Origin of the sequence: Actinomadura barringtoniae (assembly GCF_017573505.1) — a bacterium.
GTDB lineage: Bacteria > Actinomycetota > Actinomycetes > Streptosporangiales > Streptosporangiaceae > Spirillospora > Spirillospora barringtoniae.
Genome location: NZ_JAGEOJ010000021.1, coordinates 176319 through 189961, shown reverse-complemented (window position 1 = coordinate 189961; position 13643 = coordinate 176319). Strand labels below are relative to the sequence as shown.

Sequence of the window (13643 nt, the reverse complement as noted above, 5' to 3'; positions counted from 1 at the left end):
GTTCAGAATGATGAGTGGAGACTCATCTTGTCAATGCCACAGCGCGCCGACGCGCGCCGCAACCGCGCGCGCATCCTCGCGGCCGCCGAAGAGGTCTTCGCCGAACGCGGTCCGTCCGCCTCGACCGAGGAGGTCGCGGCGAGGGCGGGCCTGGCGATCGGAACGATCTTCCGCCACTTCCCCACCAAGCAGGCGCTCCTCCAAGCGATCATGAAAGGCCTCCTGGAACGGCTCACCGGGGAAGCCGAGGAGCTGGCCAGTGCCGATGGCGCGGGCGGGCTTTTCACGTTCTTCAGCCGTACGGTCGAGCAGGCCGCGCATAAGAAGACGGTCGTCGAACTGCTGGCGCAGAACGGGGACGACCTTCAGATCGCCGGGGCCGTTCAGCTGCTGAACGGCGGGATCGCGAAGCTGCTGAGCCGCGCCCAAGAGGCCGGGGCCGTACGTGCGGAGGTCAGGACCGACGAGGTCGTTGCCCTGCTGGCGGCCGCCTGCCAGGGCGCGGTCCACGGAGGCTGGGACCTGGACCTGCGTCAGCGGACTCTGGCGGTCATCTTCAACGGCCTGGCGCCGCCGCGCTGACGTGGCGTTCAGCGGCTGCGGCCGGGCGTATGGCCGAACGTACGGCGGAAGACGTCGATGAACGCGCTCGCCGACGCCCAGCCGCAGCGGTGCGCCACCACGGTGACCGGGACGTTCTCCGCCAGCAGGATCAGCGCGTGGTGCAGGCGAAGCTGCGTGCGCCACTGCGGGAACGTCATGTGGAACTCCTCGCGGAACAGCCGCGACAGCGTGCGTTCGCTGGCCCCGACCTGGGCGCCGAGCCGAGCCAGCGGTCGGCCGTCGGCCGGGTCCTCGTGCAGCAGCGCGCAGACGGCGGCCAGCCGGGAATCGTGCGGCGTCGGCAGGTGAACGGGGTTGCGCGGCGAATGCCGGAGCTGGTCGAGCAGAACGGCCCGGAGCCGATCACGCTCGGCCGAATTCCGGTTGAGCTCAGCCGAATTCTGATCGCGCTCAGCCGAGTTCCGGTCGAGGCCAGCCGAAGTCCGGTCGAGGCTGGCAGAAGCGTCGAGGCTGGCCGGAGCCCGGTCGCGGTCGGCCGAGGTCCGGTCGAGGCCAGCTGAAGTCCAGTCGTAGTCGGCCGCATCCCCGGCCTCAGAGCCCCGCGTGTACTCGATGATCAGCTCGCGGAGCAGCGGGCCGACGGCGAGGACGGCCGGGGCCTGGAGGTTCAGCGGGTTGGCGTCCAGCGGCAGACCGAGCAGGTGAATGTCCGTACGGCCGTAGGCGCGATGCTCGTGGACGGTTCCGGCGGGCACCCAGATCGCCTGCGTGGCCGGGGCGATCCAACGTCCCCGATCTGTCGTCAGCGACAGCACGCCGGCGGCGGCGTAGACGATCTGGTTCTCGTCGTGGTGGTGGGCGCTGATCCCCGCTCCGGGCGCGAGGCGGCGCAGCCCGGTGGGCGCGATCGGCATGTGGCGGGGAATCGACATTTGTTGGCAGTTTATTGGAAGCCGCCAACCATGCCCCTCGCCGACGCTGATCGTGTGCGAGCGAAGACATCAGCGAAGACGTGGCTGCTCTCGGCCGGACACGGGAGCGTGGACATCTATCAGGGCATCGTGCCGGTGCTGGTGCCGTTCCTGGCCTCCGAACGGCATTACGGCTACCTGGGGCTGTCCGGGTTCGTGCTGGCCGCATCGCTGCTGTCGTCGGTCGTACAGCCGCTGTTCGGGGTGCTGACGGACCGGTGGGCGATGCCGTGGCTGATCCCGTCGAGCACGATCGCGGCCGGGCTCGGCGTCGCGCTGATCGGGGTCGCGGGCTCCTATCCCCTCACCCTGGCGGCGATCGCGCTGACCGGCCTCGGCGTCGCCGCGTACCACCCGGAATCGGCGCGCCTCGCCCGCGCGGTGACCGGCGGCGACCACGTGGGGATGAGCTGGTTCTCGCTCGGCGGCAACGTCGGTTTCGCGCTCGCGCCCGTGATCGCGACGCCAGTCCTGGCAACCGGCGGACTCGCCGCCGCACCCTTCCTGATCGTTCCGGCCGTCCTCGGAACGCTCATCACCCTCCCGCTCCTCGGCCAGCGCGTCGCGAGCACGTCCAAGAAGCACGCCGCCGGAGCCGACAACTGGCCGATGTTCCGCGTGCTCTCATCGGTGGTCATCCTGCGCTCGGTCGCGTACATCGGGCTCAGCTCGTTCCTCGGACTCTTCGTGCAGCAGCGCGTCCACCCCGGGCACGTGGCGGGCGAGGCCGCGCTGTTCGTGCTGTACGCGGGCGGCGCGATCGGCACAGTGCTCGGCGGACGGCTCGCCGGCCGCTTCGGCCGCATCCGTACGATGCGCTGGTCGTACGCGACGGCGGCCGCCGCACTCGTCGCCGTCGTGCTGATCCCCGGACCCGCGCTGTACGGGGTGATCGCGGTCACGGCGATCGCGCTGTACGTCCCGTTCTCGCTGCACATCACCCTGGGGCAGGACTACCTGCCCACCCGCGTGGGAACCGCAAGCGGCGTCACACTCGGCCTGGCCGTGAGCGTCGGCGGCGCGATCGCCCCAGCCCTCGGCGCCCTGGCCGACGCGACCTCACTGCGCACCATGCTCGCCACCCTGGCCGTACTCCCCATCTCCGCCTTGCTACTCGCCCAACGACTCCGAGAGCCCAGCCGCCTAGAAGAACCCCAAGACGCCGAACCCCCCGCCAAACCAACCCCCGCCCAAACCCCCTAAGCCCGAGCACTTTGCGAGCCCCAGCTCTCTGAGCCTCGGCCTCCTGGGCCTCAGCACCTTGAAACTCTGAAGCCCCTGAGGACGCGGCCCCGAGGCCGAGCACCTCGCGAGCTCAGCTCCCTGAACCCGAGTGCCCCGCGCGTGCCAGGCCCGCGCGCTCGGCAGTCGCCCTAGCTGGCTCAGCTTCGCTCCACGCGCTGCCAGGGCCGGTGGAGATGATGGGGCTGAGGGGCCGCGTCTCGGAGGCGCGGACTACTGCCGTGCTGGAGGCCGCTGATGTCCCTGATCGCGTTCGTTCCGTCCACGGACCTTGCTCGCGCGCGGACGTTCTATGAGGGCGTGCTCGGCCTGGAGGTCGTCGAGGTCACTCCGTTCGCGCTGGTCCTGCGGTCGGACGGGGTGATGGTGCGGGTCACGCAGGTGCCGGAGCTTGAGCCGCGGCCGTTCACGATCCTCGGGTGGAGCACGGACGCCATCGCGGACGACGTGGCGCGGCTGGCGGGGCGCGGGGTCGCGTTCGTTCGGTACGAGGGGATGGAGCAGGACGAGCTCGGGATCTGGACCACGCCCGGCGGCGACCAGGTGGCCTGGTTCGCCGATCCGGACGGCAACACGCTCTCGTTCACCCAGTTCAGCGCATGATCACGATGCGTTAGCGGCACGTCCCCGAAGGGAAAGGTTCGTCTTACCGGTGGGGCACCGGCCCGGAGGGGGACGCCGCGATGGACTTCAGGGACGACGCCGAGCTCGACAGCTCTCAGGTCGAGGACGCGCGGGGACGCGGCGGCATACCCAAGACGGGCGTGGCGATCGGCGGCGGCGCGGTCGGGCTGCTGGCGTTGATCGTCGGGATGTTCTTCGGGATCGACCTGACCGGGAACGGCGGGCCCACGCCGCAGCGCACCGCCCAACAGGCGGGTTCGGGCAGCGACCTGGCCGCCCAGTGCCGTACGGGCCGGGACGCCGACCAGTCCGAGGACTGCCGCATCGTCGGGACGGTCAACAGCATCCAGAACTACTGGAAGCAGGCCATCAACCGCTACACCCCTGCCAGAACGCAACTCTTCAGCCAGGCAACGCAAACGGCCTGCGGGTATGCCACTTCGGCCGTCGGCCCGTTCTACTGCCCTGCCGACCAGAAGGTCTACCTGGACCTGTCGTTCTTCAGCCAGCTCCAGCAGCAGTTCGGCGCGCAGGGCGGGCCGTTCGCCCAGGCCTATGTGATCGGCCACGAGTACGGCCACCACATCCAGAACCTGCTGGGCAACATGCGCAACAGCAAGGACTCGGGCGCCACCAGCTACTCGGTACGCCTGGAGCTGCAAGCCGACTGCTACGCGGGCAACTGGGCCAAGAACGCGGTCGCGACCGGATTCTTCGACAAGCCGTTCAGCGACACCGACATCCGGGAGGCGCTGAGCGCCGCCGAGGCGGTCGGCGACGACCGTATCCAGAAGCGGACACAGGGCTATGTCCAGCCCGACGGATTCACGCACGGAACCTCTGAGCAGCGGCGGAAATGGTTCACGACCGGCTACGAGACCGGCGACCCCCGCCGGTGCGATACCTTCTCGGGCTCCATCTGACCCCGTAGACTCAGGGCGTGATCTTCAAGTCGGTGGGTGAAGGGCGCCCCTATCCCGAGCACAATCTCTCGTCTCGGGACTGGGCCAAGATCCCACCGCGTCAGGTTCGCCTGGACCAGCTCGTCAGCACCAAACGCGAGCTCGACCTGCAGTCCCTGCTGGCCAAGGACTCCACCTTCTATGGCGACCTGTTCCCGCACGTCGTCCTCTGGCACGGCGAGCTCTACCTGGAGGACGGCCTCCACCGCGCCCTGCGCTCCGCCCTCCATCAGCGCCTGGTCATCCACGCCCGCGTCTTCGACATGGACGCCATCTGACCCGCACCACCCCGACTCCCGGGAACGGGCCCCGGCCCTGGCCTGAGCAAGGCCCTGGCCTGGGCCTGAGCCGGGCCCTGCTCGAGCAAGGCCCAGGCCCGAGCAAGGCCCTGGCCTGAGCTGAGCCTTGCCCGAGCAACGCCCTGGCCTGAGCAAGGCCCCGGCCTGAGCTGAGCCTTGCCTGGGCTGGGCTGGGGCCTGGTCAGCGGGCGTTGGCGGGCTCGGGGACGGCCGCCGCCGCAGAGTTGCTGGCCGGGGTGAAGTCCTTGGGCTCGATGAGGTGCTCCAGGTGACCCTCGGCGTGGGTGGTGTCCGGGCGTACGAACCCAGGGCGAGCCGCCAGCAGGCCGAAGATGGTCTCCGGAACGACCAGGACCAGCAGAAGGCGGATCGAGACCTCCCAGCCGCCGGTGACGCTGTGCAGGACACCGACGGCGAGCGGGCCGAAGCCGGCCAGCAGGTAGCCGCCGGTCTGGGCCATGCCCGACAGGCGCGCGGCGACGAGCGGGCTGGGCGAACGCAGGCTGAGGAGCGTGTACGCCAGCGGGAACGCGCTGCCGGTCGCCAGGCCGAGCACCGACACCCACAGCCATCCGGCCTCGGGAGCGATCAGCATGCCGACCAGGCCGATCGCCATCGAGGCGGCGACGCCGAGGATCATGACGCGCTGGTCGCGCATGCGGGCGGCGACCACGGGGACCAGGAAGCCCAGCGGGATACCGATGATCATCATGACCGAGACCATCATCCCGGCCTCGGCGGCGGCGAAGCCGTGGTCCTGCATGATCTCGGGCAGCCACGACATCAGCACGTAGAACATCAGCGACGCCATGCCCATGAAGACCGCGACGGCCCAGGCCAGCGGGGAGCGCAGCAGCGAGCCGCCCTCGGTCTTGAGGGGCGCCGCGGCGGTCTCGGCGGTCGCCTTGCGTTCCGTACGGCTGCGCAGGGCGAGCGGGCCCCAGGCGAGCGCGGCGATCAGCGACGGCACGGCCCAGACGGCGAGGGCCACGCGCCAGCCTCCGGCGTTGTCCAGCGGAACGGCGAGACCGGCGGCGATCGCGCCACTGGCGGCCATGAGCATCATGGCCATCCCGGTCAGCGAGCCCACGCGGTCGGAGAAGTGGCGCTTGATGACGGCCGGCATGAGGACGTTCCCCATCGCGATGCCCGCGCCGGCCAGGACCGTTCCAGCGAACAGCGCGACCGACGACGGAACGATCCGCAACAGGATCCCGGCCGTGATCATGAAAAGCGAGCCCGCGATGGCGACCTCGGCGCCGAGACGGCGGGCGACCATGGGCGCCACCGACGCGAAGATGCCCAGGCACAGCACCGGAAGGGTGGTCAGAACGCTCACCTCGACACCGGACAGCCCGAACGTGTCCTGCAGATCGCCGAGCACCGGCGAGATGCCCGTGATGGCGGCTCGCAGGTTGATCGTGAGCAGGACGAGTCCGATGAGGGTCCAGAGCCCGGTCGCCCGGGTGATGCGTGTCGAGGTAGTCATTTCGCCTTCCGTCATGCGCGCGAGCGCGGTCGTCTACGTACAGGGGCATCGGGGGCGCGGGGCAAGGCTCTGCCCGCGTGTCTTGCACGTGAAGCGTGTGATGCGGACCCGGCCGGGTCCGTGAAGGCCGCTGCCTTGGGTCAGGTCAAGCGGGTGCCGGGACCTTGGGGCTCTCCGTCGACCGGAGGATCTCGTCCAGGCAGGAATGGGTGGCCTGCGCGGCGGCCGCCGCGTTCCCTGCCTCGATCGCGTCCGCGATCGGCGCGTGCGGAATGTCGGCGTGCTCCATCAGCGCACCGGCCGCACCGATGCTCGCCCGCAGCGCCGCGCTGAAGTCGCGGTACAGGTCGGTGAGCACCTGGTTGTGGGTCGCCTCGACGACGGCGGTGTGGAACGCCAGGTCGGCCTCGACGAACTCGGCATGATCGCCGGCGGCCCAGGTGGCGTCACGCCGGGCGAGCGCCTGCTTGATCGCCTCGATGTCGGCGTCGGTACGGCGGGACGCCGCCAGCCTCGCGGCCTCGACTTCCAGCCCGCGCCGCACCTCGAGGATCTCGATCAGCTCGGCGGTCTCCAGCCTGCGGCGTACGGCCCCGGACAGCTCGCTGGTCGCCCGCACGTACGTCCCGTCGCCCTGCCGGCACTCCAGCAGCCCGGCGTGCGTTAGCGCCCGTACGGCCTCCCGTACGGTGTTACGCCCCACCCCGAGGCTCTCCGACAGCACCGGCTCCGGCGGAATCTTCCCGCCGACCGGCCACACCTCGTTAGCGATCTCGTTCCTCAGCTGGTCGATCACCTGCTCGACCAGTGACGAGCGGCGTGCGGTGCGCAGAGTCAAGATTCCCCTCCTCGGTGCGGGCGCGTGGCGGACGATGAACGAGATACGGCGACCTAACCTCCGGTCAGCCAATCATCCCATGTCTCCATCTTAGGACCATGAACACCGTTCTTCTATTCCAGCCCCGCCAATGCGGCACGAATCACCCCACCGCCCGCGCGAACCCCGTACAGCCGCCCCAGAGTGCCCGCGCTCAACTCGAGCCCGCTAAGCCTGCCGGGCCTGAACGCCCAGGACCCGAGCTCCTCCGCGTCCACCCAACGCGCCTCATCCAGCCCAGGCCATTGCGACCGACAGCACCGCCAGAGCCCCGCTCCGCAGCCTTGCAGGCCTAGCCATGTAGCCCGCGGCCGTGGTCTGAGCCAGCGTGGTCTGAGCCAGCGTGGTCCTGGCCTACGCGCCGTGCCTGCACAATCAGGCAGCCGCGATCAGGGGCAGCGAGCTGGCCGCCCCCGGGGCAGCACGGCCGGTGCCATACGGCCAGCCGCGTGCCTGGCCGCGTGCCTCGACGCGTGCCTCGACGGCGAGGCGTACACCAGCCGGAGCACCCGCCCAGGCGGGCGCGGCCGCTCCGGGGCGAGCCCGGAGCGGGCCAGGGCGGCCCGGCTTAGAGGGCCAGGGTTAGACGCGGCCTAGGTCTCGGGCGGGGGCTTGGGGGCGGGCGGGGCGGAGGCCGGCGGCTTCCAGGGCCTGGCGGTAGGCGGCTGCGGCTCCCAGGGCGTCGCCTGCGGCTTCGAAGAGCTCGCCGAGCTCCCGGAAGACGTGGGCGACGGGGCGGCCCGGGGGGAGGCCGTTCAGCTGGCCTGAGGCGGAACGCAGGACGACCAGGGCGGCCGGGCGGTCTCCCTGGGCGATCCGGGCGCGGGCCAGGACCAGGCGGGCCTGGACGGACTTGCGGGCGCGGGCGGCCAGGTCGGTGCCCGGTTCGGAGGTGACGGTGCCCGTGGCGGCGAGCGCCAGGCCGGTGTCCAGGAACTCCTCGAGGTCGCTGACGGCCCGTTCGGGCTCACCGAGGAGCACGAGCGCCCGGGAGCGCTCGATCGTGCTCTCGGTGGCCTCGGCGCCTTCGAGGACCGAGGCTGTCTGCAGGAGGTCGAGGGCCTCGGAGGCGGCCTTGCGCGGGTCGCCGGGAGGGCGTTCCATGCCGTACGGCTGCGGAGCCGTGGTGAACGGCGTCACCCCGCGCAGCAGGGCCCTGGCGGCGGCGAGGTTGAGCCGGGCCTGGGCGCGCAGGGGGGTGTCTCCGCCACGTGAGGCGAGGGCCTGGTCGGCAAGGTAAAGCGCATCGCCGACGGCGCCTTCGTTGAGGGCGCGGGAGCTGGCCTGCTGGTAGTGCGCGCTGGCCGGGGCGTCGGAGTGTTCGCCGTCCACCGGTACGAGCAGGCGGCGGCCCAGCGTGTGGGCGCGTTCGGGATCGGACCGATCCACGTAGGCGAGCAGCAGGATGCGGCCGACCTCGGTGTGCTCGTTGCCGACCTCGAGGCCGAGGTGTTGCAGGCGCGACAGGGCCCGCTCGCCCAGGGAGATGGACTGCCCCAGGTCGCCGACCGAGTGGTAGCAGCGGGCCAGCGCGATCACCGGCGGCAGCCAGCTGGCCCGGCCGGGGTCGCGTTCGGCCTGTTCGCGCAGCTCCTCGAAGAGCGCGATGGCGGCCTCGGTGCGTCCCAGTTCCTCCAGGGCGCGGGCGCGCCCCCACCGGGCGCGCGAGGTGAGGTCGGGGTCGTCGCTGCGGGCGAGCACCTCGTCGAAGCCGGCCTCCGCGGTCGCGGGGTCGCCGTCGAGGAGGGTCAGGTACGCGTGGCGCTCCCTGACCTCCAGGTGCGCGCGCTGCTCCGGCTCGACGCCCTCGGCGAGATATTCGGGCGTGCACCCGAGGCGTTCGGCGAGCATGCGAAGAACGGTCGGGGTCGGCGTTCGCTTTCCCGACTCGATCAACGAGATATAGCTGTCAGAAAGGTCATGACCTGCGAGCTGTGCCTGCGACAGGCGTCTGGTCAACCGCAAGTTGCGGACACGCTCGCCGACGTTGCCTGGACCCGGCATGTGGACTCACTTAGCGGAAGTAATCAGGCGGCTGGGGTGCCGACATGATTGCACATTGCGGGTTAACGCACATCGTGAGTAACGAACCGGGGAGGGGTGTGATCAGCCCGATCGGCCCTGTTCGCTCCCTCATCCCCTGTCACGAGCGCGCGCCCGGGACGGTTCAATGCTTGATCATTGAATCCGAGACATGGCCTCTGACCTGGGACGATGACGAGGACCCGCAGGTCGGAGGGGCGGCCGGTCCGTCAGTCGTCGGGGACCGGGTTCTTGTTCGGGAAGATCATTTCGCAGACCTCGAGATAAAGCTGCTCGGGATAGGGGAGGTAGGGCACGGCGGACAGGGCCTGGTCCTGACCGGCGGACTCCAGGACGAACTCGCCGTAGCCCAGCATCCGGCCGGCGATCGTCCGCTTGAAGCTCATGTCCGTGACCTTGGCCAGCGGCATCATCGCGACCTTGCGGGTGATCAGGCCCGTGGTCAGCAGCATGCGCTGGTTGGTGATGACGAAGTAGTCCACCGACCACTCCGCGACGCGCCACACGAACCAGGCCAGCAGGATCAGCCAGCCCCACCAGATCCAGCTGATCACCGACCCGGCGTCGCTGGCCACGGTGTTGCTGAGCACGCCGGCGAGGATGAGCCCGCCGAGCACCAGCCCGACCGGGACCATCAGAACGGCCGGATGCCGCCGCACCGTGATGACCTGTGTCTCGTGCGGAAGTAGATATTTGTTTACCGACGCCGGCGCCGAGTCTCCCGGCGTCACTAGCCTCATCGTGGCCTCAGAGAATCGCGTTGACGAAGGTGGTCAGGGAGTCCGCTGCCGACGAGAGGCCATTCGCGGCTTGATGCACGGAGTGTGCGGCCCCGTCGGGCTGCTTGAAGACATAGAAGGCCACGAAGGCCACTGCGACCCACACGACGTACTTCTTGGCGGGCAATGACTGCCTCCCGGACCACGATGACCCACGACCCCAAGTCAGTTTTGCACAGCCGCGATCCCCGACAAAGCAAGGACTATGGCGCGTTGCCCAGAGTGGTCCGTGAGGCACGGCGTAGTTTCTCCGCCGCGACCATGGCCAGCACCTGAAGGTGCTTGCGTGCGATCCGTTCCACCAGGTCCGGCGGAGCCGACCCGGTGACCTCCTGTGCCCCGTGCCGGGCGGCCGAGACGCAACGTTCGACCGTCTCAGGCGAGTGAACGCCCGAGAACTCCTCGGTCAGCCGCTCGCCGATCTCCTCGTAACCCGGCAGTTCGCCATCCCCTTGGTGAGCCATCACGCTTCCTCGAGCCTCGCTCACGCTGCCCCGGTCCCAAACGGTCCCCTGTGCCAGGGCGGCGGAGGGGAACGATCACTGACGTTCCGTAGCAGTTTATTACCCACGGTGACGCCGCGGCGAACATCACATTCCCGCGAAACCCCGCCACCAAGGGCTTTGAGAGGCTTGAGAGGCGTATGGCGAGCCCGAAACGGATCAGCCGTCCGTAGCCGAACGGCGGCTCACGAACACACAGAGCTGAGGGGGCTGGAAGGCCTAGACCACGCCGTAGAGGCGGTCACCGGCGTCGCCGAGGCCCGGGAGGATGAAGCCCTGCTCGTTCAGGTGCGAGTCGACGGCCGCCGTGACGACGCGGATCGGGGCGTCGCTGCCCTCGAAGGCCTGCTCCAGGTACTTCAGGCCCTCGGGGGCGGCCAGCAGGCAGATCGCCGTCACGTCGTCCGCGCCGCGGTCGAACAGCAGCTTGATCGCCGCGGCCAGCGTTCCACCGGTGGCCAGCATCGGGTCCAGGACGTAGCACTGGCGGCCGGAGAGGTTCTCCGGAAGGCGCGTGGCGTACGTCTGGGCCTGCAGGGTGCCCTCGTCACGGATCATCCCGAGGAAGCCGACCTCGGCGGTCGGCAGCAGCCGGGTCATGCCGTCCAGCATGCCCAGGCCCGCCCGCAGGATCGGCACGACCAGCGGCTTCGGACTGGCCAGCTGAACGCCCTCGGCCGCCGTCAACGGGGTCTGCACGGTGGCGGGGGTGACCCGCACGTCGCGGGTGGCCTCGTACGCCAGCAGGGTGACCAGTTCGTCGGCCAACCGGCGGAACGTCGGCGAATCGGTGCGCACGTCGCGAAGCGTTGTGAGCTTGTGCGCGACGAGCGGATGATCGACGGCAAGGGTCTGCATGCGCTCACCGTAGCCCACCTGCGACGACCCACCACCCCGTACCCAAGTGGATAGGAGTGTCCTGTGCTGGGCAGTATGGCGGTATGAGCCGAGATCGCAACGAAAGGCCGACAGACCCCAGCCGGCCCAGGGGTCCGGCCCCCGCCGTGCCCGCCTCAGAGGGATCGGCGGATCCCGCCAACACCACAGTTCAGGACGCATCAGACGACGCACGTGCGGACGCACGGGCCACCGCACGCCCCGGCGCACGCCCGGACGAGCGAGCGGACGCACGGTCGGACGCACGTTCAGGCGCCAAGCCCGCCCAGGCGACGGACGGCGAAGCGAGCCGCCCGGCCCAGGCCGAGGAGGTCTCGCCCGAGGAGGTCCGCGAGCATCTGCGGCGCCGGGCGATCTTCCTGCGCGAACTGGCCGAGGCTCGCGAGCTCCGCAGGCGCGTGACGCCGCACCGCTCCCGGCGGGCGCGGATTCATGCGGCGTTGCGGCACCGCACTTTCCGTATCAACTGACCCGGATCAAGTAGGTTCGTTCCGCGGCGCCGGAACCTGCGCCGCGGCTCCGCCGTGCGACGCGAGTTTGCCGGTGGGGTACGCGAGGGCGCGCTGCATCTGCGACCATGCCCTGGCAGGAACCGCGCCGGTGGGGTGGAAATGACGGATGTGGACGCGACGGACTTCGCCGTCGTGGTGTATCGGGAAGACGACCAGTGGGAGGCCGAGATCCTCCCGGTCGCGCTGACCGAGGACCTGACGGGGTTGATCCACGCGCTGCGCCAGCAGCCGAGCCTCGGCGGGACGATCGGGCTGGTCTCGGTCGGCGACGACTTCTTCGTCGCGATCCGCCTGGTGGCCGGTGAGGCGATGGTGTTCCTCTCCGACGTCACGGCGTCGGTGGACTGGGCGCTCGCCGGTCAGGTGCTCGACTACCTGGACATCCCGATCCCCGAGGACGAGGAGCTCGACCAGGTGCTGCCGGTCGGCGACATGTCGATCTTCTCCGACCTGGGGCTGGACGAGATGGAGCTCGGCGCGATCTCTGGTGACCTGGAGCTCTATCCCGACGAGATGCTGCTGAGCATCGCCGGACGGCTCGGGTTCGCGACGCCCTTCGAACGGGCCCTCGACGCGGTCTCCTGACGTTCATCCGCACGATCGGACGGCCCGGCCGTCCGATGTGGTCAAATGCGGGCGTCCAAGGGTGTGTCCAACGCAACCCGTTGGGTCACAATAAGCACGTGTCCTACTTCGCCGCCGTCTTCGCCCAGACCCCGCAGGGCTGGGTGGGGACCGAGGCCGTGCTCGCCGAGGCCGAGAGCGTCGACGACGTCGCCGATCTGATGCGCGAGGCCGCCGTGGAGTCCTACGGCGATCCGGTGCTGCTCCTGATCGAGCAGGACGACGACTGGTTCGCGATCGTCCGCCTCGACGGCGAGGACGACCCGCGCGCCTTCGTGTCCGCCGTACGCGAGGACGGCCTGGGCGGCCTGTTCCACCAGCTGGTCGGCGAGGTTCCCGACGGCGACGCCGCCGGCGACCCCGCCCTCCTGGACGACCTCGGCGTCGACGCCAAGCGCGTCACCGATCTCGGCGAACGCGCCGTACCGGGCGACGCGCTCCTGACGGTCGCCGAGATCGCCGGCTTCGGCGAGGAGTTCGACCGGCTCCGTGACTGATCTCACCGAGCCCTCGTACGAGCCCGCGATGCGCCGCGCGCTCACCGAGGCACGCCTGGCGTACGACGCCGGCGAGGTCCCCGTAGGCGCCATCGTCCTGGACGCCTCGAACAATGTGATCGGCAAGGGCCACAACGACCGAGAACGCACCGCCGACCCCACCGGCCACGCGGAGATCGTCGCCATGCGCGCCGCGTCCGCCACCCTGGGCACCTGGCGCCTCTCGGGCTGCACCCTGATCGTCACCCTGGAGCCCTGCACGATGTGCGCCGGCGCCATCGTTCAGGCCCGCCTGGACCGCCTCGTGTACGGCGCCATCGACCGCAAGGCGGGCGCCGTCGGCTCCCTCTGGGATGTCGTACGGGACCGCCGCCTCAACCACCGCCCCGAGGTCCTCGCCGAGGTCCTCGCCGACGAGTGCGGCGCACTCCTCACCGAGTTCTTTGTGCACCGCAGAGTCGGGTAGGCTCTCCCGCGGTGGTGTCGCCTAGTGGACGAGGGCGCACGCCTCGAAAGCGTGTGAAGTGCAAGCTTCCGTGGGTTCGAATCCCACCACCACCGCCACCAAGATGGCCGTCCACCTGGCCTAACGCGTATGAGGGCGGGACCCACGGGTCCCGCCCTCAGCGTTTTCAGGCCCACTTCCAGTCTCAGTAGCCCTCGAAACCCCTCCGCAGGATCTATAGCCGGTCTGCAGTTTCGGCCCCCGGGGTGGCGGGGGTGTCTACAGTGAGCGAAACTGCGGCGACACAGAGGTAGC

At 70.0% G+C, this 13643-nt stretch carries 17 protein-coding genes and 1 tRNA gene; 10 read left to right on the top strand and 8 right to left on the bottom strand.

Going from position 1 to position 13643, the window contains the following annotated elements; translation table 11 throughout:
• The first annotated feature begins 33 nt into the window (after positions 1 to 33).
• The gene (locus tag J4573_RS41540; protein ID WP_208261679.1) at positions 34 to 582 is read left to right on the top strand and encodes a TetR/AcrR family transcriptional regulator; all 549 of its coding nucleotides are present in this window, start codon (positions 34 to 36) and stop codon (positions 580 to 582) included.
• 8 nt (positions 583 to 590) lie between these two features.
• Here the strand turns inward: J4573_RS41540 and J4573_RS41535 are convergent, their stop codons facing one another.
• Positions 591 to 1496 carry an AraC family transcriptional regulator gene (locus tag J4573_RS41535; RefSeq protein WP_243774404.1) on the bottom strand — a complete coding sequence of 302 codons (906 nt, stop codon included), beginning with the start codon at positions 1494 to 1496 and terminating at the stop codon, positions 591 to 593.
• Positions 1497 to 1550: 54 nt separating this feature from the next.
• On the opposite strand from J4573_RS41535, the gene J4573_RS41530 reads away from it, so the two are divergent.
• From J4573_RS41530 to J4573_RS41515, 4 genes are all read left to right on the top strand, one after another.
• On the top strand, positions 1551 to 2738 hold the full coding sequence (locus J4573_RS41530; RefSeq protein WP_307797323.1) for an MFS transporter: 1188 nt from the start codon (positions 1551 to 1553) through the stop codon (positions 2736 to 2738).
• A gap of 276 nt (positions 2739 to 3014) precedes the next feature.
• Positions 3015 to 3380 (top strand): VOC family protein, encoded by a 366-nt coding sequence (locus tag J4573_RS41525; protein ID WP_208261640.1) that lies wholly within the window; start codon positions 3015 to 3017, stop codon positions 3378 to 3380.
• Between the two features lie 80 nt (positions 3381 to 3460).
• On the top strand, positions 3461 to 4324 hold the full coding sequence (ypfJ, locus tag J4573_RS41520; protein ID WP_208261639.1) for a KPN_02809 family neutral zinc metallopeptidase: 864 nt from the start codon (positions 3461 to 3463) through the stop codon (positions 4322 to 4324).
• Positions 4325 to 4341: 17 nt separating this feature from the next.
• A complete protein-coding gene (locus J4573_RS41515; protein WP_208261638.1) occupies positions 4342 to 4641 on the top strand; it encodes a type II toxin-antitoxin system VapB family antitoxin in 300 nt (99 codons plus the stop codon).
• Positions 4642 to 4843: 202 nt separating this feature from the next.
• On the opposite strand, the gene J4573_RS41510 is transcribed toward J4573_RS41515, so the two are convergent.
• The 7 genes from J4573_RS41510 to upp form a co-directional block, all read right to left on the bottom strand.
• Positions 4844 to 6151, bottom strand: a complete 1308-nt coding sequence (locus J4573_RS41510) for a CynX/NimT family MFS transporter (RefSeq protein WP_243774403.1) — start codon at positions 6149 to 6151, stop codon at positions 4844 to 4846.
• A 145-nt stretch (positions 6152 to 6296) separates the two neighbouring features.
• Positions 6297 to 6989 (bottom strand): FadR/GntR family transcriptional regulator, encoded by a 693-nt coding sequence (locus J4573_RS41505; protein WP_208261636.1) that lies wholly within the window; start codon positions 6987 to 6989, stop codon positions 6297 to 6299.
• A gap of 621 nt (positions 6990 to 7610) precedes the next feature.
• Positions 7611 to 9032, bottom strand: a complete 1422-nt coding sequence (locus J4573_RS41500) for a helix-turn-helix domain-containing protein (protein WP_208261635.1) — start codon at positions 9030 to 9032, stop codon at positions 7611 to 7613.
• Between the two features lie 248 nt (positions 9033 to 9280).
• Positions 9281 to 9811, bottom strand: coding sequence for a PH domain-containing protein (locus J4573_RS41495; protein ID WP_208261634.1), 531 nt, complete (start codon positions 9809 to 9811; stop codon positions 9281 to 9283).
• A 7-nt stretch (positions 9812 to 9818) separates the two neighbouring features.
• Positions 9819 to 9977, bottom strand: a complete 159-nt coding sequence (locus tag J4573_RS41490; RefSeq protein ID WP_208261633.1) for a hypothetical protein — start codon at positions 9975 to 9977, stop codon at positions 9819 to 9821.
• A 76-nt stretch (positions 9978 to 10053) separates the two neighbouring features.
• A complete protein-coding gene (locus tag J4573_RS41485; RefSeq protein ID WP_208261632.1) occupies positions 10054 to 10314 on the bottom strand; it encodes a three-helix bundle dimerization domain-containing protein in 261 nt (86 codons plus the stop codon).
• 258 nt (positions 10315 to 10572) lie between these two features.
• The gene (gene upp, locus J4573_RS41480; RefSeq protein ID WP_208261631.1) at positions 10573 to 11211 is read right to left on the bottom strand and encodes a uracil phosphoribosyltransferase; all 639 of its coding nucleotides are present in this window, start codon (positions 11209 to 11211) and stop codon (positions 10573 to 10575) included.
• A gap of 146 nt (positions 11212 to 11357) precedes the next feature.
• On the opposite strand from upp, the gene J4573_RS41475 reads away from it, so the two are divergent.
• The 5 genes from J4573_RS41475 to J4573_RS41455 all read left to right on the top strand — a co-directional run bounded on the left by J4573_RS41475 (position 11358) and on the right by J4573_RS41455 (position 13447).
• Positions 11358 to 11720, top strand: coding sequence for a hypothetical protein (locus J4573_RS41475; protein WP_208261684.1), 363 nt, complete (start codon positions 11358 to 11360; stop codon positions 11718 to 11720).
• 141 nt (positions 11721 to 11861) lie between these two features.
• The gene (locus tag J4573_RS41470) at positions 11862 to 12347 is read left to right on the top strand and encodes a tRNA adenosine deaminase-associated protein (RefSeq protein WP_208261630.1); all 486 of its coding nucleotides are present in this window, start codon (positions 11862 to 11864) and stop codon (positions 12345 to 12347) included.
• Between the two features lie 98 nt (positions 12348 to 12445).
• Complete coding sequence (locus tag J4573_RS41465) at positions 12446 to 12883, top strand: tRNA adenosine deaminase-associated protein (protein ID WP_208261629.1); 438 nt, start codon at positions 12446 to 12448, stop codon at positions 12881 to 12883.
• 28 nt (positions 12884 to 12911) lie between these two features.
• The gene (tadA, locus tag J4573_RS41460) at positions 12912 to 13349 is read left to right on the top strand and encodes a tRNA adenosine(34) deaminase TadA (RefSeq protein ID WP_208261676.1); all 438 of its coding nucleotides are present in this window, start codon (positions 12912 to 12914) and stop codon (positions 13347 to 13349) included.
• Positions 13350 to 13359: 10 nt separating this feature from the next.
• Positions 13360 to 13447, top strand: a tRNA-Ser gene (locus J4573_RS41455).
• Positions 13448 to 13643: the final 196 nt, after the last annotated feature.

What these genes read in the sequence shown, in the direction of transcription:
- J4573_RS41500 (WP_208261635.1), bottom strand. Translation starts at nt 9,032, where the DNA reads ATGCCGGGTCCAGGCAACGTCGGCGAGCGTGTCCGCAACTTGCGGTTG.
- upp (WP_208261631.1), bottom strand. Translation starts at nt 11,211, where the DNA reads ATGCAGACCCTTGCCGTCGATCATCCGCTCGTCGCGCACAAGCTCACA.
- J4573_RS41485 (WP_208261632.1), bottom strand. Translation starts at nt 10,314, where the DNA reads ATGGCTCACCAAGGGGATGGCGAACTGCCGGGTTACGAGGAGATCGGC.
- J4573_RS41525 (WP_208261640.1), top strand. Translation starts at nt 3,015, where the DNA reads ATGTCCCTGATCGCGTTCGTTCCGTCCACGGACCTTGCTCGCGCGCGG.
- J4573_RS41540 (WP_208261679.1), top strand. Translation starts at nt 34, where the DNA reads ATGCCACAGCGCGCCGACGCGCGCCGCAACCGCGCGCGCATCCTCGCG.
- J4573_RS41535 (WP_243774404.1), bottom strand. Translation starts at nt 1,496, where the DNA reads ATGTCGATTCCCCGCCACATGCCGATCGCGCCCACCGGGCTGCGCCGC.
- tadA (WP_208261676.1), top strand. Translation starts at nt 12,912, where the DNA reads ATGCGCCGCGCGCTCACCGAGGCACGCCTGGCGTACGACGCCGGCGAG.
- ypfJ (WP_208261639.1), top strand. Translation starts at nt 3,461, where the DNA reads ATGGACTTCAGGGACGACGCCGAGCTCGACAGCTCTCAGGTCGAGGAC.
- J4573_RS41495 (WP_208261634.1), bottom strand. Translation starts at nt 9,811, where the DNA reads ATGAGGCTAGTGACGCCGGGAGACTCGGCGCCGGCGTCGGTAAACAAA.
- J4573_RS41510 (WP_243774403.1), bottom strand. Translation starts at nt 6,151, where the DNA reads ATGACTACCTCGACACGCATCACCCGGGCGACCGGGCTCTGGACCCTC.
- J4573_RS41470 (WP_208261630.1), top strand. Translation starts at nt 11,862, where the DNA reads ATGACGGATGTGGACGCGACGGACTTCGCCGTCGTGGTGTATCGGGAA.